Origin of the sequence: Mesorhizobium hawassense, from assembly GCF_003289945.1 — a bacterium.
Taxonomy (GTDB): Bacteria; Pseudomonadota; Alphaproteobacteria; order Rhizobiales; family Rhizobiaceae; genus Mesorhizobium; species Mesorhizobium hawassense.
The window spans coordinates 346,183-364,568 of the sequence record NZ_QMBP01000002.1 but is presented as its reverse complement, the minus strand read 5'-3'; the positions used below and the strand labels follow the sequence as shown (position 1 = coordinate 364,568).

Genomic DNA, 18,386 nt, shown 5'->3' with positions numbered 1-18,386 from the left:
GAGAGAGGAGTGATGGCGGAGACGCAGCAATCGTCGGCCTTGCCGGCGCGCGAAGGGCCTGAGGGCATTGGCGGATGGCTCGTCCTGCCGATGCTCGGGCTGATGCTTACGCCAATCGTGGGGCTGATACTGCTATACGACACGGACTATGTCGGCATCCTGCAGAACTGGCACGCCTTGAGTGCTTCGCAAATCGTGCTGGTTGTCGCGGAGCTCGTGGCCAGCGGCATCCTGAACCTCACGGCCCCGGCGCTGCTGTTGCTCTTCATGTTCAGGCGCTCGGAGATGTTTCCTGGCTGGTACATCATCTGGGCCGCGGTTACGCCGGTCTATCTGCTCCTTGATCCGTGGGCCGCGCATCTGACCTTTCCCGACACCTTTCCGACGCTGGCCGACGCTTACGACAAGGACACGGTCCGGTCGATCTCGCGAACGATCTGGGGCGCGATCATCTGGATTCCTTACATGATGCGATCCGCGCGTGTGGCCAACACCTTTGTGAACTAACGACGAAACGAAAATCCCAGCATTCTAGAAGGTCGAAATGTCCAAGCTGATCTCCAAATGGAACTACCCCACCACCGTCCGCTTCGGCGCCGGGCGCATCAAGGAACTGCCCGACGTGCTGGCGGCCACGGGCATCAAGCGGCCGCTCTTCGTCACCGATCCGGGCCTGGCCAAACTGCCGGTCGTCGCCTCGACGCTGAAGATCCTCGACGACGCCAAGGTCCCCTATGGCGTGTTCTCGGAAGTGAAGCCGAACCCGGTCGATTCCAACCTCACTGCCGGCATCGCCGTGTTCAAGAAAGGCAAGCATGACGGCGTCATCGCCTTTGGCGGCGGCTCGGCGCTCGACCTCGGCAAGCTGATCGCCTTCCAGGCCGGGCAGACGCGCCCGGTGTGGGATTTCGAGGATGTCGGCGACTGGTGGACCAGGGCCAATTCCGATGCGATCGCGCCGATCATCGCCGTGCCGACGACCGCCGGCACCGGGTCGGAAGTCGGCCGCGCCGGCGTCATCACCAATGAGGCGACCCACACCAAGAAGGTCATCTTCCATCCGAAACTTTTGCCGGCAATCGTCATTGCCGATCCGGAGCTTTCGGTCGGCATGCCCGGCTTCATCACCGCAGGCACCGGCATGGACGCGCTCGCCCACTGCCTCGAGGCCTATTGCGCGCCGGGCTATCATCCGATGGCCGACGGCATCGCGGTGGAGGGCATAAGGCTGGTGTTCGAGAACCTGCCCAAGGCATTCGCCAATGGCAAGGATCTGGTAGCCCGCGCCCATATGATGAGCGCGGCGGCCATGGGCGCGGCCGCCTTCCAGAAAGGGCTCGGCGCCATCCATTCGCTGTCGCACCCGATCGGCGCGCTCTACGACACCCATCACGGCATGACCAATGCAGTGTTCATGCCCTATGTGCTCGCCTTCAACCGCGAGGCGGTCGAGGACCGCATCGCCAGGCTCGCCGCCTATTGCGGCATCAGGGGCGGCTTCGACGGCTTCGCCAAGGCGATCATCAAGCTGCGCAAGGAGCTCAAGGTGCCGCATGCGCTTCCCGGCCTGATCAAGGGCCTCGACATGGACAAGAAGCGCAAGGGACTGATCGCCGACATGGCGGTGGTCGACCCGACGGCCGGCGGCAACCCGGTCAAGCTGACCAAGAAAGCGGCGCTGACGCTGCTCGAAAATGCGATCGCCGGCTCCGTCTAAGAGCCGGCTTTTCAATGCCGAAAGTTGAATTAAGAGGCGTTCGAAAGGGGAGGGAAGAGGGCAAAAAACAAGGTGACTAACCATTAGCCGGAAAATTAAGTGCGGGCTAATTGCTACAGTCCGTTAAAAAGAGTTAACTTTTTGTGCCGCGGGGCTCGGGTTTCAAAAAGCCTTCATCTGGCTGTCACACGAAAACGATACCCGCATCGCAGGCGCTTAGCGCGCCAGTTCAACGGAGAGAACACATGTTCAAGTTCACGGGGAAGGTGCTTTCCCTCTCGGCCGCGGCGCTCTTCGCGTCGACGGTGATTTCGTCCGCCGCTTCGATGGACGATCTCGTCAAGGCCGCGAAGGCTGAAGGCCAGCTCACTGTCATCGCGCTTCCGCATGACTGGTGCGGCTACGGGGCAGTGATCGACGGCTTCAAGGCGAAATATCCTGAGCTCACCATCAACGAACTCAATCCCGATGCCGGCTCCGGCGACGAGGTCGAGGCGATCAAGGCAAACAAGGACAACAAGGGCCCGCAGGCTCCCGACGTCATCGACGTCGGTCTGTCGTTCGGCCCCTCCGCCAAGAAGGATGGCCTGATCCAGGCTTACAAGGTGTCCACCTGGGATTCGATCCCGGACAGCGCCAAGGATGCCGAGGGCTTTTGGACCGGCGACTATTACGGCGTGCTGTCCTTCCTGGTGAACAAGGACCTCGTCAAGGAAGCGCCGGCCGACTGGGCTGATCTGTTGAAGTCGGACTATGCCAACACCGTGGCGCTCGCCGGCGATCCGCGAGCCTCGAACCAGGCCATCCAGGCTGTCTACGCCGCCGGCATTTCCGGTGGCGCAGCCGCCGGTGAAGCTGCTGGCACCGCCGGCCTCGACTTCTTCAAGAAGCTCAATGCGGCCGGCAATTTCGTGCCGGTGATTGGCAAGCCGGCGACGCTCGCCCAGGGCCAGACCCCGATCCTGGTCACATGGGACTACAACGCGCTTGCCGGCCGCGACACGCTGAAGGGCAACCCGCCGGTCGACGTCGTCGTGCCGAAGACGGGTGTCGTCGCCGGCGTCTACGTGCAGGCGATCAGTGCCTACGCGCCGCATCCGAACGCCGCCAAGCTCTGGCTGGAGTATCTCTACTCCGACGAAGGCCAGATCGCCTGGCTGAAGGGCTATTGCCACCCGATCCGCTTCAACGATCTTGCCAAGAACGGCAAGATCCCGGCGGACGTGCTGGCCAAGTTGCCGCCGGCCGAGGCCTACGCCTCCGCGGTGTTTCCGACGCTCGACGAGCAGGGCAAGGCCAAGGAAGCCATCACCAAGAACTGGGACGCCGTCGTCGGCGCCAATGTGAAGTAATCATGCAAATCGTCCGGGCGGCCACAAGGCCGCCCGGAGCTTCCCAGAAACGGTAGCCGGCGCATGACCGATCTCTCGCTTTCCAACCAGGCCATTGCGGGGAAGACCGCGCCGCCCAGCGAGGCGCGGGCCTTGCGGCTTCCGACGCAATGGATCGGCGTTGCGCCGTTCTTCATCTTTGCATTGATGTTCCTGATCCTGCCCACGCTTTATCTGATGCTGGGCGCGTTCCAGAACGATGCAGGCGAATTCACGCTGGAAAACATCGTGGCGCTGGCGCAACCGTCAATCGTTGCCGCCTACTGGATCTCGATCAAGGTGAGCCTTGCATCGGCACTGATAGGGGCGTTTGCAGGGTTGGCGATCGCTATCGCCATCGTGCGCGGCGGCCTGCCGGAGTGGATACGCTCAGCGACATTGACTTTCTCAGGCGTCGCTTCGAATTTCGCCGGCGTGCCGTTGGCCTTCGCCTTCCTCGCCACACTCGGTCGGCTCGGCCTCGCCACCGTGCTGCTCAACACCTTGTTCGGCCTCAACATTTACGCCCACGGCTTCAACATCTTGTCGTTCTGGGGGCTGACGCTGACCTACGTCTATTTCCAGATTCCGCTTATGGTGGTCATCATCACCCCGGCGATCGACGGACTGAAGAAGGAATGGGGCGAGGCAGCCGCTACGTTGGGCGCGACCACGGCGCAATACTGGCGCATGGTGGTCATCCCGGTGATCTGGCCGAGCTTCCTCGGCACCGTGATCCTGCTCTTCGCCAACGCCTTCGGCGCCATTGCCACAGCCTATGCGCTGACAGGCTCGTCCCTCAACATCGTGCCGATCCTGCTCTATGCGCAAATCCGCGGCGACGTGCTGCACAACGCACATCTCGGCTATGCGATCGCCTTCGGCATGATCGTCATCACCGGGCTGGCGAATGTCTTCTACATCTGGTTCCGGACCCGTTCCGAAAGGTGGCTCAAATGAAGTCCGGCAGATTCTGGGCCTGGGTCGTCTTTATTCTCGGCGCGGCCTATTTCTTCATCCCGCTGATCGCGACAGTGGAATTTTCCATGCGCATGCGACGCGGGGCCTATTCCTTTGACGCCTACCAGATTGTGCTGGGCGATGCCCGCTTCCAGGCTACGTTCATGTATTCGGTGATTGCCGCAGTCTTCACCATCATTCTGGGCGTGCTGATAGTGGTGCCGGCGGCCTACTGGATAAGGCTGCGCCTGCCGCAGCTCAGGCCGATCGTCGAGTTCATCACGCTGCTGCCGCTGGTCATCCCGGCAATCGTCATCGTCTTCGGCTATATCCGGATGTATGGCTCGAATTCGCCACTGCCGTTCCTGGCAAACGACACGGCCACCAATGCTCTGCTCGTCATCGGCTATGCGACGCTGTCGCTGCCCTATATGTACAGGGCGGTCGATACCGGTCTTCGCACCATCGACGTGCGCACGCTGACGGAAGCTGCACAGATCCTCGGGGCGGGCTGGTCGACGATCATCACCCGGGTTATCTTGCCCAACGTGCTGATCGCCGTGCTGTCGGGCGCCTTCCTGACCTTCGCCATCGTCATCGGCGAATTCACGATGGCGAGCCTGCTCAACCGTCCGGCGTTTGGCCCCTATCTGCAGAATATCGGGGCCAACCGTGCGTATGAACCGGCGGCGCTCGCCATCATCGCCTTCGCCATCACCTGGGGCTGCATGTCGCTGATCCAGATCCTGTCCCGCTTCGCGCCGAAATCGGCAAATCGACCGAACTGAAAGTCAAAGCCATGGCCGACCCATTCCTCTCCATCCAGCACGTGCGAAAATCCTTCGGTGCGACAACGGTCGTGGAGGACTTCAATCTCGACGTCGAACCCGGCGAATTCGTCTCCTTCCTCGGCCCGTCCGGCTGTGGCAAGACGACGGTGCTGCGCATGGTCGCCGGCTTCGAGGAGCCGTCGGCCGGCAAGATCGTCGTCGGCGGCAAGGACATCACCCGGCTGAAGCCCAACCAGCGCAATGTCGGCATGGTGTTCCAGGCCTATGCGCTGTTCCCGAACCTGACGGTGGCGCAGAACATCGCCTTCGGCCTCAAGGTCGCCGGCATGCCGAAGGCTGACTCAGACAGGCGGGTCGCCGAAATGCTCGACATCATCAAGCTGCCGCAGATGGCCGACCGCTATCCCTACCAGCTCTCGGGCGGCCAGCAGCAGCGCATCGCGCTCGCGCGCGCCATCGCGCCGAAGCCGAAGCTGCTCTTGCTCGACGAGCCGCTGTCGGCGCTCGACGCCAAGGTGCGCGTGTCGCTGCGCGAGGAAATCCGCTCGATCCAGAAGAAGCTCGACATCACCACCATCTTCGTCACGCACGACCAGGAAGAGGCGCTGTCGATTTCCGACCGCATCGCGGTGATGTATGGCGGCAGGGCCGAGCAGGTCGGCACGCCGTTCGAGATCTACAACCGGCCGGCGACCAAATTCGTCGCCAATTTCGTCGGCACGCTCAACGTGCTCGAAGGCACGGTGACCGATGCCGGCGCCGGCAGGGTGCGCGTGAACAGCCAGGAGGTCGACCTCAAGGGCAAGCTCAACGGCTCAAAGTCCGGCGATACGCTGTCGCTGGCGCTGCGCCCCGAGGCCATCTCGCTGGCGCGCCAGCCCGGCCACGACACCAGCCTGTCGGGCGAGATCGCCGAAGTGCATTTCCTCGGCTCGGTCATCCGCGTGCGTGTCGGTATCGGCGGCAACACGGTGTCGCTCGACACCTTCAACAATTCGACGACACCGCCCCCGGCCGTCGGCGACAAGGCGGACATTTCGTTTTCGTCGGGCGATATGCTGGTCCTGCACTAAGGGGAGAGGGTGAATGGTGAATGGTGAATGGTAGTCAGCGAAGAAAGTACTTTACGTGCTCGAATTCTTATGACGATGACCATTCACCATTCACCATTCACCATTCACCATTCACCATTCACCATTCACCATTCACCATTCACTTTTGCAGTGCCAAACGCCTGGTTCCATCGTTACGATGAGCCATGGCGCTGTTCGAACTCACCCTCATCCTGCTTTTGATCGCCGTCGCGCTGACGGCGCTGTCGCGGCGGCTTGAGGTTCCCTATCCGTCCCTGCTCGCTCTTGCCGGCGTCGGACTGGCCTTCGTGCCGGGCGCGCCGACGATCGAGATCGATCCGGAACTGGCGCTGGCGCTGTTCATCGCGCCGGTGCTGCTCGATTCCGCCTACGATACTTCGCTGCGCGACCTGAAGCGCTACCGGCTGTCGCTGGCGCTTCTGGCGCTCGGCGCCGTCATCTTCACCGCCGTGGTGGTTGCCTTCGTCGGCTGGAAGATGGCCGGTCTGCCGATCGCGGCGGCGATCGCGCTCGGCGCCATCGTCGCGCCGCCGGATGCGGTGGCGGCAAGCGCGGTGCTCAACCAGTTCAAGGTGCCGCACCGCCTGACCGCGATCCTGCAGGGCGAGAGCCTGCTCAACGACGCTACGGCGCTGTTGATCTACCGGATCTCGGTTGCGGCAGCGGTCGGCACGCTGATGCTGAAAGACGCGGTGCCTGTGATCCTTCTGTCGACGGTGGGCAGCGTCGTTGCCGGCTATCTGTTCGGCCGCTTCTCGCTGCTGACGCTGACGCGCATCGAGGATGCGGCAAGCAGCACCGTGGTGCAGTTCGCCGGGACCTTCGCCGTCTGGATCATCGCCGACAAGCTCGGCCTCTCCGCCATCATCACCATCGTCGTCTATGCCATCACGCTTGCGCGCAGGGCGCCGCGCCGCATGTCCGCGAGACGCCGCGTCAGCACCTATTCGGTCTGGGAGTCGGCGGTGTTCGTGCTCAACGTGCTGGCCTTCGTGCTGATGGGCCTGCAGGCGCGGTCGATCGTCGGCCGGCTCTCCGGCGACGGACAGGGCGAGGCCTTTCTGTTCGCGGCAACGGTGCTGGCCGTGGTCATCGTGGCGCGTATCGCCTGGGTGGCAGGCTATGTCGCGGTCATACGCTGGTTCGCCCGCTACGCCAGCGAAGAAGAAAGGCGCGATGGCCCGACATTTCCCGGCGCCGTGCTCGTCGGCTGGTGCGGCATGCGCGGGCTGGTGACGCTTGTCGCGGCCGTTGCCTTGCCTGCCGGTTTTCCCGGCCGCGACCCGATCGTGCTTGCCGCCTTCGCCGTGGTGCTGGGCACGCTGGTGCTGCAAGGCATGAGCCTGAAGCCGCTGCTGCGCTGGCTCGACTTCCCGCGCGATACCACGGTCGACGGCGAGGTGGCGCTGGCGCGCGTTGCCATCATGCAAGCCGCGCTCGACGTGTTGAGCCGCAAGACATCGGCGGCGGCGGCGGTGGTGCGCGAGCAGTATGAGGCGCAGCGCAAGGTCGCGGAAAACCCCGAGGATGCGCAAGCGGCGACCGAGTATGACCGGCTGCGCCTCTATGCCATCAAACGCCAGCGCGACACGCTGGAGGAACTGCGCCGCAATGGCACCATCGGCGACGAGGCCTATCACCGGCTGGAAGAGGAGATCGACTGGTCGGAGCTGGCGGCATCGCCCGCCGGAACTTACCAGCCGCTCACAACCTACTAGAGTGCCGGTTCCGCCGGGTTCCATTGGACCATTCCACTTGCCCTCGCGGTCCATTGCAACGCAAGGGGCGTGGCGCTAGTGCGATCATCAGAAGTGAGCCGGTTAATCGATGAAGCTGATCAGCTACAATATCCAGTACGGCTATGGCAGCGACGGGCGCTACGATCTTGCCCGTTGCGCAAGGCTGGTGGCCGGCGCCGACATCATCGCGCTGCAGGAGGTCGAGCGGCATTGGCAGCGCAGCAATGGCGACGACCAGCCCGAGATCCTGTCCAGGCTGCTGCCCGGCTACTACTGGGTCTACGGCCCGGCCTTCGACATGGACGCCAGCGAGACGCGCGACGGCCGCGTCGTCAACCGGCGGCGGCAATTCGGCACGATGATCCTGTCGAAGCTGCCGATCGTTTGGTCGCGCCTGCACACGCTGCCGCTGCGGCGCACGGTCAGGCCGCTCAACACCCGCAACGCGGCGCTCGAATGCATGATCCGCACGCCGGCGGGGCCGGTGCGGGTGCTTTCGCTGCATCTGGCGCATATCGCGACCGAGGAGCGGCTGGAACAGATCGACTATCTGCTGGCCGAGCATCGCCGCGCGCGCTGGGACGGCGGCCCCTGGAGCGGCGCCGACGACGAGCCGCAACGCAACTGGACGAACGGCCAGCCGGAGCCGGAGAACCCGCAGGCGGCGATCTGGCTGGGCGACTTCAACATGGAACCTGGCAGCGTCGAATACCGCCGCATCGTCGGCAGCACGCCATACCATCGCGAGGCTGCCTATCTCGACGGCTTCGTCGATGCCGCTTCTGTGGCCATCGAGCCGGCGACGGACTTCCATACGCATGAGAAGATCATCGATGGCAGGCTGGCAGAACGCCGGTTGGATCACTGTTTCGTCGGTGGCATGTTTGCCGGGCGCGTGCGCTCGGTCGGCGCCGACATCGGCGAAGTCGCTTCGGATCATTTTCCGGTAAGGATCGACATCGACCTGGAGACGCCGGGGCTCGCCACGACTTCCGGAGGCGGATGAGCCGGGCATGACGCTTTTCGTCTTCTTCGCGGTGCTTGCAGCCGCCGCCATGCATGCGATCTGGAATGCACTGGTCAAGGTGCATCTCGACCGCTTCCTGTCGATCACACTGATGACACTGGGCATGGGGTTTGCCGCGCTGTTCGTGCTGCCCTTCGTCGAGTTCCCGAAGGCCGAGGTGTGGCCATTCATTCTCGCTTCGGTGGTCTTCCACATGGGCTACCGAACGTTCCTGATCGGCGCCTACAAGGCCGGCGATTTCGCCCAGACCTATCCGCTGGCGCGCGGCACGGCGCCGCTGCTGGCGGCACTTGGTGGCATTGTGGTGGTGCGGGAGGTGCCGGCGCCGTTCGCCATTCTCGGCATCCTGCTGTTGTCGGCAGGCACGCTGGTGATGTCGTTTCGTGGCGGCGTACATCTCGAGCGATTCAATCTACGAGCTGTCGGCTTTGCGCTCGGCACCTCGATCTTCATTGCCAGCTACACGCTGTCGGACGGCAGCGGCGCGCGGCTGGCGGCGACCGCGCAGAGCTACGCGGCATGGCTGTTCGTCTGCGACGCGGCATGGGCCTTGGTGCTGTGCGTCGTGTTCCGCGGAACACAGTCGCTGCCCTTGCTGGCGCGCGACTGGAAGGCCGGGCTGTTCACTGGCGTGCTCAGCGGCGCGGCCTACTGGATCGTCATGTGGGCAATGACCAAGGCGCCGATCGCCTCGGTGGCATCGCTGCGCGAGACCTCGATCCTGTTCGCGATGATGATCTCGGTCTTCGCGCTGGGCGAGAAGATGACGGGCTGGCGGGGTGCTGCCGCACTCAGCATCGTCGCCGGCGTCGTTGCACTCAGACTTGGATAGAGCGGTTCACCGTTTCACGGAAACGGCAAACCGCTCTATCTCTCGTTTGTTTCGGCGCAATCCCGGACGGAAAACTGCTTCACACTTTTCCTGGAATTGCGCTGACTTCCCGGTCCAACACGGTCATCACCTGGCCGCGCTTCTCCGGGCTGAAGCGGATGACGATGATGATGCAGACGGCGACCACGCCGGCAAACAGCGCCAGTGCGTAGCCATAGCTGCTGCCGGGCGCCTCGGCGATGCCGGCCTGGTAGGGCCCGCCATAGGACGCCGCCAGATTGCCGGCCTGGTAGATGAAGCCGGGCAGGGTCGCGCGCACGGCGCCGGGCGAGAGCTCGTTGAGATGCACCGGTATGACGCCCCAGGCACCCTGCACCGCCACCTGCATGACGAAGGCGCCGACCGCCAGCATGAAGGGCGTGGTCGAGTAGGCCCATAGAGGGAGCGCCGGCAGCGCGATCAGGCAGGCCAGCGTGATGGCGTTGACGCGGCCGATCCTCTCCGACAGCGCGCCAAAGCCCAGGCCACCGGCAATTGCACCGAGGTTGGCGACGATGGTGATCCAGCTCACCGTGTGCGGGTCGAAGCCGTGCTGCTTCTTCAGGAAGGTCGGATAGAGGTCCTGCGTGCCGTGGCTGAAGAAGTTGAAGAACATCATCAGCACCACGGCATAGAGCGCGATGCCCCAGTGCTTCTGAAGCGTTTCGAGCAGTCCCGGCTTCACATGCTGGCGGGCCTCTACGAAGGCGGGTGATTCCGGCACATGCGAGCGGATGAAGAGCACGATCAGCGCCGGCACGAAGCTCAAGAGGAACATGGCGCGCCAGCCGAAGGTGAATTCGCCGACCTTCTGGCCGTAGAGCAGGCCGTAGACAACCGCAGCCAGCAGATAGCCGGCCGGATAACCGCATTGCAGAATGCCCGAAACCATGCCGCGGGCGCTGGGCGGGATGGACTCCATGGCAAGCGAACTGCCCAGTCCCCATTCGCCACCCATGGCGATGCCGAACAGGGCGCGGAGCGCCAGGAAGATACCGAGATTGGGCGAGAACGCGGCTAAAGCACCGATCACCGAATAGCTGACGATGTTGAGCATCAGGATCGGCTTGCGGCCGTATTTGTCGGCAAGCATGCCGAAGAGGAACGCGCCGATGAAGCGCGTCGCAAGCGTCAGGAATATCGCCTTGGTGACGGCGGGCACCTCGGTGTGAAACTCAGCAGCAATATCGGTGAGCAGGAAAGTCAGAAGGAAGAAATCAAACGCGTCGAGCGTCCAGCCCAGAAATGATGCAATAACGGTCTTCTTCTGTTGTGAATTGAGATCCAAGACATTCCTCCTTTGCCCCCGCCAAAGGAACGATATGTCCTGTTATGTGCAAAAGAGAACGCTCCGGAGGCCAGTTTCCGGTCACATTTGCGTAAACTCGAGATCGAAGACCATCAGCCCGTCGGTGCCGCCCTGAAGTGCTGCGACCAGCCGGGCGCCGGCGCGCTGATGCGCCTCGTGCACGAGATAGGCATCGCGGGCGGCGGCTTCGCGGAAGTCGATGGTGAAGCCATGCGTGAAGCCGCGCGCGAACGGCTCCGGGCTGACATTGGCGCTGAGATGCACCTTGCCCATGCCGTCGATGACGGCGCGCAGTGCTTCGAGGTCGGCATGGATCGCCGCGCGCTCGGTTGCCGGGACGTCGTCACGAAAGCGGACAAAGACGCAGTGGCGGATCATCCTTTATGCCTCACGCCGCCTGGTTGCCCTTGAACACGGCCGGCGGCAGCGGCTCGCGGCCGAGGATGAGGTCGGCGCCCTTTTCGCCGACCATGATGGTCGGCGCATTGGTGTTGGAGGAGGGGACGCGCGGCATCACCGAGGCATCGCAGACGCGCAGACCCTCGATGCCGCGCAGCCTGAGATCCGGCGTCACCACCGCCATCGCGTCGCGGCCCATGCGGCAGGTGCCGACGGGGTGATGATCGGTCTTGGAGGTGCGGCAGGCATAGTCGACGAGGTCGTCGCCGCTCTGCAGGTTTGGACCGGGCAGCACTTCGCGCAGCACATAGGGTTGCAGCGCTCTTTGCCGCATGATCTCGCGCGCCAGCCGCAGGCCCTTGATCGACATGTCGCGATCATAGGGGTCGGACCAGTAGTTCGGATCGATCAACGGATGGTCGGCCGGATCGGCGCTCTTCAACCGCACCGTACCGCGCGAACGCGGGCGCAGGAAGGCGGAGTTCAGCGTTACGCCCGGGTTCTTCAGCTTCTCGACGCCGGCCTCGATGCCGGAGCCGAGTCCGAGATGGAACTGGATGTCGGGCGAGGCGGCAGTCGGGTCGGCGTACCAGAAGCCGCCGGTCTCGAAGAGGCTGGAGGCGACCGGCCCCTTCTTCAAGAGCAGATACTGCAGGCCGGCCCACATGGTGCGGTGCAGCTTGGCATAATTGTCGTAGGTGTGGTCGCCGGTGCATTCGGCAATCACGAACAGGTCGAGATGGTCCTGCATGTTGGAGCCGACGCCAGGCAGGTCATGCACTGGCGTGACGCCGACGGACTTCAGGTGGTCTGCCGGGCCGATGCCGGACTGCATCAGGAGCTTGGGCGAGCCGATCGCGCCTGAGGAGACGATCACCTCGCTTTCAGCGCGCAGGACGGTCTTTTCGCCGCCCGGTCTGTCGACGACCTCGACGCCGATCGCACGGCCCTTCTCGACGACGATACGGGTGACCAGCACGTCGGTCCGGACCGTCAGGTTCTTGCGGTCGCGGATCGGCTTCAGATAAGCGACCGACGCGGATGAGCGGCGCCCGTTCTTCTGGGTAAGCTGGTAGTAGCCGACGCCTTCTTGTCTCTCGCCGTTGAAATCCGGATTGAAGGGGATGCCCATTTCCTGGCCGGCGCGGAAATAGGCCTCGCAGATCGGCAGCGGTGAGATCGGATTGGAGACGCCGAGCGGACCTTGGTCGCCATGAAAATCATTGGCGAAGCGCTGGTTGTTCTCGGCGCGCTTGAAGTAGGGCAGCACGTCGCGATAGCCCCAGCCGATAAGCCCCTCTTCCTTCTCCCAGGCGTCGTAATCGCGGGCATTGCCGCGCGTGTAGATCTGCGCGTTGATCGACGAGCCGCCGCCGACCACCTTGGCCTGCGTGTACCAGAAGACGCGGTCCTTCATGTTTCTCTGCGGCACGGTCGACCAGCCCCAGGAGGCGATGCCCTTGGTCATCTTGGCGAAGCCAGCCGGCATGTGGATATAGGGATGCCAGTCCTTGCCGCCGGCTTCGAGCAGCAGCACCGAATTTGCCGGGTCCTCGCTCAGCCGGTTGGCGAGAACGCAGCCGGCCGGACCGGCGCCAACAATGATGTAGTCAGCCATTGTTCCTCACAAACGCGGCACGGAAAGCGCGCCGTCGACGTCGATGACCGAGCCGGTCGAAAAGCCGAATTTTCCCGAGGCCAGCGCTGCAACCACTGCGCCGATATCGGCGGCCTCGCCCCAGCGTTTTGCCGGCACCAGGCCGCCATCGATCAGCGCGTCATATTTGGCGGAAACGACCGATGTCATGTCGGTGCGGATGATGCCGGGCCGCACTTCGAACACGCCTATGTTTTCGGGCGCCAACCGCAGCGCCAGGTTCTTCACCCACATGGAAAGGCCGGCCTTGGACACGCAGTAGTCGGCGCGTTCGGGCGAGGCCATTGTCGCACTGACCGAGGTGATGGTGATGATCGACTTGGCGACGTTTGCAGGTGCCGCAAGCATCGCCTTGGCGACGGCCTGGCTGAGAAACACCGTGCCGCGCAGGTTGATATCCAGTGCGCGGTCGAAATTCTCGGGCTTCAGTTCCAGCAGATCACCGCGCACGAGGGCGCCGACGCCGGCATTGTTGACCAGGCAGTCGATGCGGCCGAAGGCATCGATCGCTGCTTCGACAAGAGCGGCATGGCCGGTAAGATCGGCGATGTCGCAACGATGGTAGGCAAACTTCGCGCCGCGCCCGGTGATGTTGGAAGCGACGCTATCGTCGTGCTTCTCCGCGAGGTCGGCGACGAGGATGTCGAAGCCGGCATCGGCCAGCGCCTCGGCGCAGGCGAGCCCGATGCCGCGCGCGCCGCCGGTGACGATGGCCGCCGGGCGGGTCATGCGGCAAGCTCCGTTTTGCGGATATAGTCGGCGACGCGCAGCGCCTGGGCCGCGATCGACAGCGCCGGGTTGACCGCGGCGGACGTCGGCAGGAAGCCACCGTCGACGACGAACAGGTTCTGATGATCATAGGCGCGGCAGTACGGATCGAGCGGCGAAGTGGCCGGATCGTTGCCCATCTTCACTGTGCCGCACTGGTGCGAGGGTGTGCGCTTGTCGAAGGGACGCGACAGCACGATCGGATAGCCGCAGGCGCGAAGGTTCTCGCGCATCACCTTGGTCAGGCCTTCCAGCGATTGCATGTTGGAGCGGCGCCATTGCATGACGATCTCCTTGCCGTCGACCATGATGCGGCTTTCGGGGTCGGGTAGGTCCTCGCACATGAGATACCAGTCGACGGCGCGGCCGGCCATGAAGTCGAGCGCGAATTTTGGCACCCGCTTCACATTGGCCTTCAGCATGTTGCCGTCGATCTTGCCGAGCAGTTGCACATTACCGAGCGGCTTGCCGCCCCTGCCGTCCGACAGATAGTAGTCGTTGAGCATCAGCGTCTTCTGGTAGACGCTGTCGTTGCGGCGGCGCGGATCGATCGCCAGCATCGCGCTCGAATTGTGGTTCATGAAATTGCGGCCGACCTGGTCGGAGCTGTTGGCGAGACCCTTGCCTGTCGCGGAAGGCGAGCGCAGCAGGATGACGGCGGAATTGATGGCGCCGGCCGACAGGATGACGAGCTTCGGCGACAGCGTCTTTCGCGCGCCGTTTTGGGTGTAGTGGATCGCGGCGATCGTCTTGCCATCCGGCGTCGTCTCCAGCCAGTCGACATAGGCGCCGGTTTCGAGCCGGATGTTCGGGTCCTTCAGCGCTTCGGTCAGCGGGCCGGTCTGCGCATCGATCTTGCCTTGGCCGGTGTTGGGGAAAGCGTCCCAGCCCGTTTTGCCATCCTTCAGCCAGGCCTCGATGTCGACGCCGAGCGGCAGCGAGGCTGGGTGCAAGCCGAGCCCCTTCAGTTCGGCGCGGGCGCGCGCGATCGGTGGCTCGTCGGGCACCGGCCTGAAAGCGTAGGGAAGCGAATGGAACGGCTCGGTCGGATCCTCGCCGAGGGTGCCGCGCACGCGAAACAATTGCTCGGCCTTCGAATACCAGGGCTCGAACTCGTCATAGGAAAACGGCCAGGCGGGTGACACACCGCCGAAATGTTCGAGCTCGGAGAAATCCTCCTTGCGGTAGCGGATCAGCACCGCGCCGAAGAATTTCGAATTGCCGCCGACATAGTAGTAGTTGCCAGGGTTGAAGGCAGGGCCGCCGGCCTCGCGCCACATCTCCTTCGGCCGGTAATGCTCGTCGACGAAGATCGAGCGCGTCGAGCGTGCATGCGGCGTCGCGGGCAGCGGCTCGCCGCGCTCCAGGATCAGGATCGAGGCGCCGCTGCCGGCCAAGCCGGAGGCGATCGTGGCGCCGCCGATGCCGGAGCCGATGATGACGATATCCGGGTTCATGGTCTAAAGGTCTTTGTTTCGATGCATGTCGTCGCCCCAAAACCGGAGCCACTTTTGAGCGACATGCATCAGAGAATGCGCTTCTCGGTGGCCGGGTCGAAGAACACCGCCTTGCTGAGGTTGAAGGCCAAGGGCGTGCTGGTGCCGGGCTGGATCTTGGCATCGGCCCTGAGCCGCGCCACGACACCCTTGCCGCCGAGATTGGTGACGGCGAACGTGTCGGAACCGGCCGGCTCGACCACTTCGATGTGGCAGTCGGCGGTGGCGATGCTGGAGCCATTGCGCTCGGCGCCTTCAGGGTCGGTCAGCGCCTCGGGGCGGACGCCGAAGATCACCGGCTTGTCCTTGAAAGCCGCGAGGCCGGCGGGCGCGCCGGGCATCGGCAGCACGATCGGCTGGCGCGACTCGCGGTCGAGCACCACGGAAAGCCCGCCGCCATTGGCGTCGATCTTGGCCGGGATCAGGTTCATCGCCGGCGAGCCCATGAAGTCGGCGACGAAGATGTTGGTCGGGTTGTTGTAGATCTCGGCCGGCGTGCCGAACTGCTGCACCTCGCCGTCGCGCATGACGGCGATCTTGGTCGCCAGCGTCATCGCCTCGATCTGGTCGTGAGTGACGTAGACGATCGTCGTGCCGGTCGTGGCATGCAGGCGCTTGATCTCGATGCGCATGTCGACGCGCAGCTTGGCGTCGAGGTTGGAGAGCGGCTCGTCGAACAGGAAGAGTTTCGGGTCGCGCACCAGGGCGCGGCCCATGGCGACGCGCTGGCGCTGGCCGCCGGACAGCTGGCTCGGCTTGCGCTGCAGGAGATGGCCGATCTGCAGGATCTTCGACACCTTGTCGATCGCCGCCTGGCGCTCGGCCGCCGGCACGCCGCGCATCTCCATGCCGAAGGCGATGTTCCCCGCCACGGTCATGTTCGGGTAGAGCGCGTAGCTCTGGAAGACCATGGCGATATCGCGCTTCGAAGGATGCAGGTCGTTGATCGCCCGGCCCTCGACGCGGATCTCGCCCTCGGTGATGTTTTCGAGACCGGCGATGGTGTTGAGCAGCGTGGACTTGCCGCAGCCGGAAGGACCGACCAGCACGAGGAAGCCGCCCTTTTCGAGCTCGACATTGATGCCCTTCAGGATCTCGACATTCCCGAAGCGCTTCTTCAGCCCATCAATTTCCAGAAAAGCCATGGTCGTTCCTTCCGAATGTGGTCAGCCCTTGACCGCGCCAGCCATCAGCCCGCGCACGAAATAGCGGCCGGCGACGACATAGACGATCAGGGTGGGGAGCGCGGCGATCATCGCCGCGGCCATGTTGACATTGTATTCGACGACGCCGGTCGAGGTGTTGACGACATTGTTCAGCGCCACCGTCATCGGCATCACGTCGCCGGTGCCGGCATAGGCCGAGGCGAACAGGAAGTCGTTCCAGATGTTGGTGAACTGGTAGATGACCGTGACGACGAAGATCGGCATCGAGTTCGGCAGCATGATGCGGCGGAAAATCTGGAAGAAGGACGCGCCGTCGACCTGCGCCGCCTTGATCAACTCGGTCGGGAAGGCCTCGTAGTAGTTACGGAAGAACAGCGTGGTGAAGCCGAGGCCGTAGACCACATGGACGAAGACGAGGTTGACCGTCGAGTTGCCGAGGCCGAAATTGAAGCCGGTCGCGTTCTGCAGCGTGACGCCGAAGCGGCCGATGCTGCCGAGGATGGTCGCCATCGGCAAAAGCACCGACTGGAACGGGATGAAGCAGGCGAACAGCATCATGGCGAAGACCAGGGTGTGGCCGCGGAAGCGCCACTTGGTCAGCACATAGCCGTTGAGCGCGCCGAGCAGCGTCGAGATCAGCACCGCCGGCACCACCATCTTGATGGAGTTCCAGAAATAGCCCTTGATGCCGGCGCAGGTGAGGCCGACACAGGTCTGGCCCCAGGCCTTGAACCAGGGCTCGATCGTCGGCGATTGCGGCAGCGCCAGCATGTTGCCGTTCTGGATCTCGTCCATGGTTTTGAACGAGGTGACCAGCATGACGAAGAGCGGCATCAGATAGAAGATCGCGAACAGCGCGAGCAGGCCGTAGATGACGATGCGGTTGATCGTCCTGGCGCTCATGCCGCTCGAAGCCTGGCGGGCAGGTGAGGTGACAGCGCTCATCGCGGCTTCTCCCTGAGCTCGGAATAGAGATAAGGCACGATGATCGCGGTCAGCGTCATCAGCATGATCACCGCGCTGGCCGAGCCGACCGCCATCTCGTTGCGCTTGAAGGTGAATTCATACATGAAGTTCGATGGCAGCCAGGCCGAACCGCCGGGGCCGCCGCTGGTCAGCGCCACGACGAGGTCGTAGGACTTGATGGCGAGGTGCGCCAGCACGATGAAGGCCGACAGGAAGACGGGCCGCAGCAGCGGGATGACGATGCGGCGGTAGAGCTGGAAGGTGGTGGCGCCGTCGATCTGCGCCGCCTTCATGATCTCCCCGTCGATGCCGCGCAGGCCGGCCAGGAACATCGCCATGATGAAGCCGGAAGCCTGCCAGACGCCGGCGATCACCACCGTGTAGATGACGAAATCCTTGTTCTTGATCCAGTCGAAATGGAAGCTCGTCCAGCCCCATTGATGCAGCGTCTGCTCCAGCCCGAGGCCAGGGTCGAGGAACCATTTCCAGGCGACGCCTGTGACGATGAAGGACAGCGCCATCGGGTAGAGGTAGATCGGGCGCAGCACGCCTTCGCCGCGGATCTTCTGGTCGAGCAGGATGGCCAGGAACAGGCCGAGCGCCAGGCAGATGCCGATGTAGAGGAAGCCGAAAATGCCCATGTTGGTGATCGAGGTGTACCAGCTCGACGGCGGGTCGCTCTCGAAGGTCCAGCGCCACAGCCGCTGATAGGCGCGGGCGCCGGTGATGTCATAGGACGGGAAGGTCTTGGAGTTGGTGAAGGACAGATAGATCGTCCAGAGGATGAAGCCGTAGACGAAGACGATCGTCGCCGCGAAGCTCGGCGCCAGAACGATCTTCGGCAACAAATCCTGCAGCCGCGATCGGACCGACGCGCCAGGACGGGCGTCATGCTCCGGTGTCAGCTTGATCTGGGTTTCGGCAACTGTGCTCATCGGCTCATCCAGTACCGGTTAGCGGGAATCCGCCGGCGTGCCGTGCACGCCAGGAAGCAATCCCGGATATTGTCTCGACTGGAGACCTCCCCCGCCGAAGCGGGGGAGAGTCAATCTATGC

At 63.6% G+C, this 18,386-nt stretch carries 17 protein-coding genes; 9 read left to right on the top strand and 8 right to left on the bottom strand.

What is annotated here, in order from left to right; translation table 11 throughout:
- The first annotated feature begins 12 nt into the window (after window positions 1–12).
- The 9 genes from DPM33_RS05945 (at window position 13) to DPM33_RS05905 (ending at window position 9,530) form a co-directional block, all read left to right on the top strand.
- Window positions 13–507, top strand: a complete 495-nt coding sequence (locus DPM33_RS05945) for a DUF2569 domain-containing protein (RefSeq protein WP_112096471.1) — start codon at window positions 13–15, stop codon at window positions 505–507.
- Between the two features lie 37 nt (window positions 508–544).
- The gene (locus DPM33_RS05940; RefSeq protein ID WP_112096470.1) at window positions 545–1,717 is read left to right on the top strand and encodes an iron-containing alcohol dehydrogenase; all 1,173 of its coding nucleotides are present in this window, start codon (window positions 545–547) and stop codon (window positions 1,715–1,717) included.
- Between the two features lie 245 nt (window positions 1,718–1,962).
- The gene (locus tag DPM33_RS05935) at window positions 1,963–3,069 is read left to right on the top strand and encodes an ABC transporter substrate-binding protein (RefSeq protein WP_112096469.1); all 1,107 of its coding nucleotides are present in this window, start codon (window positions 1,963–1,965) and stop codon (window positions 3,067–3,069) included.
- A 63-nt stretch (window positions 3,070–3,132) separates the two neighbouring features.
- Window positions 3,133–4,047, top strand: a complete 915-nt coding sequence (locus DPM33_RS05930; RefSeq protein ID WP_112096468.1) for an ABC transporter permease — start codon at window positions 3,133–3,135, stop codon at window positions 4,045–4,047.
- Window positions 4,044–4,835 (top strand): ABC transporter permease, encoded by a 792-nt coding sequence (locus DPM33_RS05925; RefSeq protein WP_112096467.1) that lies wholly within the window; start codon window positions 4,044–4,046, stop codon window positions 4,833–4,835. The genes DPM33_RS05930 and DPM33_RS05925 overlap by 4 nt, the downstream gene beginning before the upstream one ends.
- Before the next feature lie 11 nt (window positions 4,836–4,846).
- Entirely contained in the window at window positions 4,847–5,911 is a 1,065-nt protein-coding gene (locus tag DPM33_RS05920; protein WP_112096466.1) for an ABC transporter ATP-binding protein, read from the top strand.
- Between the two features lie 185 nt (window positions 5,912–6,096).
- Window positions 6,097–7,650, top strand: coding sequence for a cation:proton antiporter (locus DPM33_RS05915; protein ID WP_112096465.1), 1,554 nt, complete (start codon window positions 6,097–6,099; stop codon window positions 7,648–7,650).
- A 109-nt stretch (window positions 7,651–7,759) separates the two neighbouring features.
- Complete coding sequence (locus DPM33_RS05910) at window positions 7,760–8,677, top strand: endonuclease/exonuclease/phosphatase family protein (protein WP_112096464.1); 918 nt, start codon at window positions 7,760–7,762, stop codon at window positions 8,675–8,677.
- 7 nt (window positions 8,678–8,684) lie between these two features.
- Window positions 8,685–9,530 carry an EamA family transporter gene (locus tag DPM33_RS05905; protein ID WP_112096463.1) on the top strand — a complete coding sequence of 282 codons (846 nt, stop codon included), beginning with the start codon at window positions 8,685–8,687 and terminating at the stop codon, window positions 9,528–9,530.
- A gap of 79 nt (window positions 9,531–9,609) precedes the next feature.
- On the opposite strand, the gene DPM33_RS05900 is transcribed toward DPM33_RS05905, so the two are convergent.
- The 8 genes from DPM33_RS05900 to DPM33_RS05860 all read right to left on the bottom strand — a co-directional run bounded on the left by DPM33_RS05900 (window position 9,610) and on the right by DPM33_RS05860 (window position 18,265).
- Window positions 9,610–10,857, bottom strand: coding sequence for an MFS transporter (locus tag DPM33_RS05900; RefSeq protein WP_112096462.1), 1,248 nt, complete (start codon window positions 10,855–10,857; stop codon window positions 9,610–9,612).
- 81 nt (window positions 10,858–10,938) lie between these two features.
- Window positions 10,939–11,256 carry a Dabb family protein gene (locus DPM33_RS05895; protein WP_112096461.1) on the bottom strand — a complete coding sequence of 106 codons (318 nt, stop codon included), beginning with the start codon at window positions 11,254–11,256 and terminating at the stop codon, window positions 10,939–10,941.
- Between the two features lie 10 nt (window positions 11,257–11,266).
- Window positions 11,267–12,895, bottom strand: a complete 1,629-nt coding sequence (locus DPM33_RS05890; protein WP_112096460.1) for a GMC family oxidoreductase — start codon at window positions 12,893–12,895, stop codon at window positions 11,267–11,269.
- 6 nt (window positions 12,896–12,901) lie between these two features.
- Window positions 12,902–13,663, bottom strand: a complete 762-nt coding sequence (locus DPM33_RS05885; protein ID WP_112096459.1) for a 3-ketoacyl-ACP reductase — start codon at window positions 13,661–13,663, stop codon at window positions 12,902–12,904.
- Complete coding sequence (locus DPM33_RS05880) at window positions 13,660–15,159, bottom strand: GMC oxidoreductase (RefSeq protein ID WP_112096458.1); 1,500 nt, start codon at window positions 15,157–15,159, stop codon at window positions 13,660–13,662. Before DPM33_RS05880 ends, DPM33_RS05885 begins: the two co-directional genes overlap by 4 nt.
- A gap of 68 nt (window positions 15,160–15,227) precedes the next feature.
- Entirely contained in the window at window positions 15,228–16,343 is a 1,116-nt protein-coding gene (locus tag DPM33_RS05870) for an ABC transporter ATP-binding protein (protein WP_112096457.1), read from the bottom strand.
- A 21-nt stretch (window positions 16,344–16,364) separates the two neighbouring features.
- On the bottom strand, window positions 16,365–17,309 hold the full coding sequence (locus DPM33_RS05865; protein WP_112096456.1) for a carbohydrate ABC transporter permease: 945 nt from the start codon (window positions 17,307–17,309) through the stop codon (window positions 16,365–16,367).
- The gene (locus DPM33_RS05860) at window positions 17,306–18,265 is read right to left on the bottom strand and encodes a carbohydrate ABC transporter permease (RefSeq protein WP_112096455.1); all 960 of its coding nucleotides are present in this window, start codon (window positions 18,263–18,265) and stop codon (window positions 17,306–17,308) included. The genes DPM33_RS05865 and DPM33_RS05860 overlap by 4 nt, the downstream gene beginning before the upstream one ends.
- Window positions 18,266–18,386: the final 121 nt, after the last annotated feature.